We start from the raw sequence: 4099 nt of genomic DNA, 5'->3' as shown, positions 1-4099 counted from the left end.
GTGTAGGGCTGGCCGACCAGGCTCTGCACCTGGSTGGCATCRCAGKTGCCGACCGGCGGYGCTTCGGTGGCCTTGCCGGCTTCGTCGGCCGGCGCCTTGGCGGCCTCGGCGGCCTGCTGTGCGTGGGCGGTGGCCGAATCCTGCTCATCCAGCGACGGCGCCTGGCAGGCGGTCAGGGCCAGCACGGCCGGCAGCAGCAGGGCGGAGAGGGAACGGGCGCGGATCGGGAACGACATCATGACTCCGGAATGGAAGGGACGGTGAAAGGCCGAGCATAGCGGCGAACCCGCCCTCACGTGTTTGTCTTGCGTTATTGACGTGGCCACGCCGCGCCGATCGGCAGACTGCAGGCATGCCAGCGACCCCCACACCCGAACGCCAGGCCGCGCGCGCCGCCGGCCTGCGCTACGTCGATGACACCCAGCCCGGTTTCAGCCGCGTCCGCGCCGGCAAGGGTTTTTCCTATCGCGATGCCGATGGTCATGTCGTGCGCGATGCCGCCACCCTGCAGCGCATCCGCGCGCTGGCCATTCCACCGGCCTATACCGCCGTGTGGATCTGTGCCCGCGCCGATGGCCACCTGCAGGCCACCGGCCGCGACGCGCGTGGGCGTAAGCAGTACCGCTACCACGCCGACTGGGCGGCCGTTCGCGACGCCGGCAAGTTCGACCGCACCATCGCCTTCGGCCAGGCGTTGCCGGCGCTGCGGCGGCGCCTGGGCCGCGACCTCAAGCGCAGCGGTTTCCCGCGCGAGAAGGTGCTGGCGGTTGTGGTCGCGCTGCTGGCCGACACGCTGGTGCGGGTGGGCAATGAAACCTATGCGCAGGAGAACAAGTCATACGGCCTGACAACGTTGCGCAACCGTCACTTGGACCTGCTTCGGGGTGGCCGGGTGCGCATGCGCTTCCGCGGCAAGTCCGGGCAGTTGCAGGAGGTGGTGGTCGGTGACCGTCGGCTGGGCGCGCTGGTGCGCAGCGTGCAGCAGCTGCCGGGTCAGGCCCTGTTCCAGTACCGCGACGACGCGGGCGAGGTGCAGCCGGTGGATTCGGGCGCGGTGAACGACTACCTGCGCGAGGTGATGGGCGAGGACTTCACCGCCAAGGACTTCCGCACCTGGGGCGGCACGATGGCGGCGGTGCAGGCCTTCGCCGCCACCGAGCTGCCCGAGCCGGCCAGCCAACGCGCGCTGGCCAAGGCGCAACGCGAGGTGGTGTGCCAGGTGGCTGCGCGCTTGGGCAATACGCCAGCGGTATGCCGCAAGGCCTACATCGATCCCTGCGTGTTCGCCGGTTGGGAACGCGGCGAACTGACCGCACTGGCGGGCCTGCGCGGCCCGCGGCAGTGGGAGCAGGCGACACTGAAGGTGCTGCGCCGGGCCCGGCGGCTCAGCCGCAAGGCAGGTCAGCCGCAGTAGATGGCGGTGATGTTGTTGGTGCGGCCGGTTTCGATGGTCAGGCGATCCCCACCTTCCGTCGCTGCGCCGGCGGCCGGATCGGCAGCGCCGCTGGCGGTGTTGCCGCTGCGCTCGCGGCTGCCGCGGGTTACCTGCACGTGCAGGCTGTCGCTGTCCACGCGCGCACGTTCGATGGTCATGCCCGAAGCGGCCAGGCCGACTGCGCCGCGCACCTTGTCGGTGTGGCACTGGCCTGAAATCACCCCATCGATCGGCTGGACCTGGGCGACCGGGCTGCTGCTGCAGGCGGCGAGAGCGAAGCAGACGGCGGCGGTGGCAATGGCATGTTTCATGGGGGACGTTCCTCGTGTTGTGGCCTGCAGGGTGCGACGACACGCGTGGTGGCGGAATGAATGCCGTGCACGCGATGGACACAGTGCGCTCACTGCCGCCAACAGCCTGCGTGGAGACACTGCACGAGCGGCGCACGCCGCCCCCGGTACTGCGGCGCACGCGCCCCGGTAGTGSCGGCCGCTGGCCGGCAACCCCCATCCTCCCGAGGAGACCTGCATGGCCACCACCAAGAAGACCCCCACCCGCCGCAAGGCATCGCCGAAGGTACGCAAAGGCACCCAGGCAGCGCCCGCCGCCGCCGAAGCCACGGCCGAGCGCCCGCGCGTGGTGAAGACCGCCACCCGCAAGGCCGCCGCTTCCGATCCGCGCGCGGCGCGTGTCGCAGCACGGCAGCGGCGCCTGCAGGACCAGGAAAAGGCGAAGGATGTACGCGTGGCGAAGAAGGCGGCAAAAAAGAAGACCGCCACCCAGGCCGGACCGCGCCATCAGCCGAAGAAGATGCCGGCGCAGCATCTGGCCAAGCCCGGCCATGAGCACGCACTGGAACTGGCGCCGCGCTTCCTCGCGCCGGATTACGTCGGCAGCGGCAAGCTGCAAGGGATGCGAGCCATCGTCACCGGTGGTGATTCCGGCATCGGCCGTGCGGTGGCGGTACTGTTCGCCCGCGAAGGCGCCGACGTTGCCGTGCTGCATCTGGATGAAGCCAAGGACGCCGAGTTGACGCGTCAGCACGTGGAAAAAGAGGGCGGCCGCTGCGTGGTGATCGCCGGCGACGTGCGCGACCCGCGCTTCTGCAACAAGGCAGTCAAACAGGTGGCCAAGGCGTTTGGTGGCATCGACATCCTGGTCAACAACGCGGCGTTCCAGCTGCACTGCGAGCGCCTGGAAGACCTGGAAGATGCGCACCTGCAGGAAACCCTGCAGACCAACATCGGCGGTTACATCCAGATGGCACGCGCAGTGCTGCCACACCTGGGCGAGGGCGCCAGCATCATCAACACCGGCTCGGAAACCGGCCTGTTCGGCAGCAAGGCACTGATCGATTACTCGGCTACCAAGGGTGCGATCCATGCGTTCACCAAGGCGCTGGCCAGCCAGTTGCTGCCACGCGGCATCCGGGTCAACTGCGTGGCGCCGGGTCCGGTGTGGACGCCGTTGAACCCGGCCGACAAGCAGGCCAAGGACGTGGCCGAGTTCGGCAAGGGCAGTGACATGGGGCGGCCGGCACAGCCCGAAGAACTGTCGCCGGCCTATGTGTTCCTGGCCTCGCCGGCCTGCGCCAGCTACATCAGCGGGGTGATCCTGCCGGTGATGGGCGGGCCGCGCGGCTAGCGCGCGGCGGCGACGCCCTTGGGCGCGGCAGTGTAGAAACCGGCGATGCGCGGTATGAACTGCTGCGGATTGGCGCCGACCAGATTGGTCAGCACGACAACGGCGAGCTCGCGCTCTGGGTAGACGATGAAGGCCGAGCGCGCGCCGCCCATGCCACCCACCTGCAGGTCGGGTGCGGTGTTGAACACCGGCCAGCCTGCGGCCCAGTCGCCGGCACTGCCATCATTGAGGCGTTCCGCCGTCCACATCTGCTGCATCGCGCGCTGCTCCAGCAGGCGTCCCTCCTGCAATGCAACCAACCAGCGCGCGGTGTCATCAGCCGTGGTGAGGATGCCGCCGCCGGCCCACAGGCTGGGCGGCATGTCGTAGAACCAGTGCGACAGGCGCGGCGTTGCATCCTTTGCATCGGTGGCGCGTGGCAGGTAGCTGTACATCGTCGCCGTATCCGGGATCAGGTCGTAGCTGTCGCCGAACGTGGTGCGTGCCATGCGCGCGGTGGAGAACTGGCCGGTGGCCAGGAAGCGTTCGTAGGGCATGCCGGATTGCCGCGCGATGATCCGCGCCAGCAGCAGGTAGTTGGTCTGGTTGTACTGGAAGCGCTCGCCGGCCCTGGCCTCTGCCGGCAGCGCGCGAACCGCCTGCCATGCATCCTGTTCCGAGCCCCCACCCAGCAATCCCTCAGCATCGAGGATGTCGGGCAGGCCGGAAGTGTGGGCGAGCAGCTGGCGCACCCGCACCGCCCGCCAGCTTTCGGGCAGGTCGTCGAGATAGCGCGCGATGGGCGCGTCCAGATCCACCCGCCCGTCCTGTGCCAGCTGCGCCAGAGCGACGCCGGTGAAGGATTTGGTGGCCGAGTTGAGCGGGAACCGGGTGCTGCGGGTGGCGACCACGCCGTTCTCGACGTTGGCCAGCCCATAGGTTTCCGACAGCACCACCTGGCCATCCTTGACCACCGCGATCTGCAGGCCCGGGATGCGCTGTTCCTGCATGGTCTGGCGGATGAAACGACGGGTCTGGTCG

General features: G+C 69.1%; 4 protein-coding genes and 1 pseudogene. 2 read left to right on the top strand and 3 right to left on the bottom strand.

The window, feature by feature from the left end:
- A pseudogene (locus AC1VAN_RS13855) lies at window positions 1-236 on the bottom strand (I78 family peptidase inhibitor); the annotation flags it as partial.
- Between the two features lie 116 nt (window positions 237-352).
- On the opposite strand from AC1VAN_RS13855, the gene AC1VAN_RS13850 reads away from it, so the two are divergent.
- Window positions 353-1414, top strand: coding sequence for a DNA topoisomerase IB (locus tag AC1VAN_RS13850; RefSeq protein WP_105163208.1), 1062 nt, complete (start codon window positions 353-355; stop codon window positions 1412-1414).
- Here AC1VAN_RS13850 and AC1VAN_RS13845 read toward each other — a convergent pair.
- Window positions 1402-1746: a putative periplasmic lipoprotein gene (locus AC1VAN_RS13845; protein WP_025876040.1), complete on the bottom strand. Its 345-nt coding sequence runs from the start codon at window positions 1744-1746 to the stop codon at window positions 1402-1404. The two genes, AC1VAN_RS13850 and AC1VAN_RS13845, sit on opposite strands and share 13 nt — an antisense overlap.
- A 217-nt stretch (window positions 1747-1963) precedes the next feature.
- Here AC1VAN_RS13845 and AC1VAN_RS13840 point away from each other — a divergent pair, with 217 nt between their 5' ends.
- Window positions 1964-3079 carry an SDR family oxidoreductase gene (locus tag AC1VAN_RS13840; RefSeq protein WP_478013551.1) on the top strand — a complete coding sequence of 372 codons (1116 nt, stop codon included), beginning with the start codon at window positions 1964-1966 and terminating at the stop codon, window positions 3077-3079.
- Here the strand turns inward: AC1VAN_RS13840 and AC1VAN_RS13835 are convergent.
- Window positions 3076-4099, bottom strand: a 1024-nt coding sequence (locus tag AC1VAN_RS13835) for a serine hydrolase domain-containing protein (RefSeq protein WP_480986001.1), incomplete at its 5' end; no start/stop codon positions are given. The genes AC1VAN_RS13840 and AC1VAN_RS13835 overlap by 4 nt on opposite strands.

This window comes from Stenotrophomonas sp. 05L44_2 (genome assembly GCF_056665995.1).
Note: the sequence above shows the minus strand (reverse complement) of the source record. Positions and strands in the feature narration are given on the sequence as shown.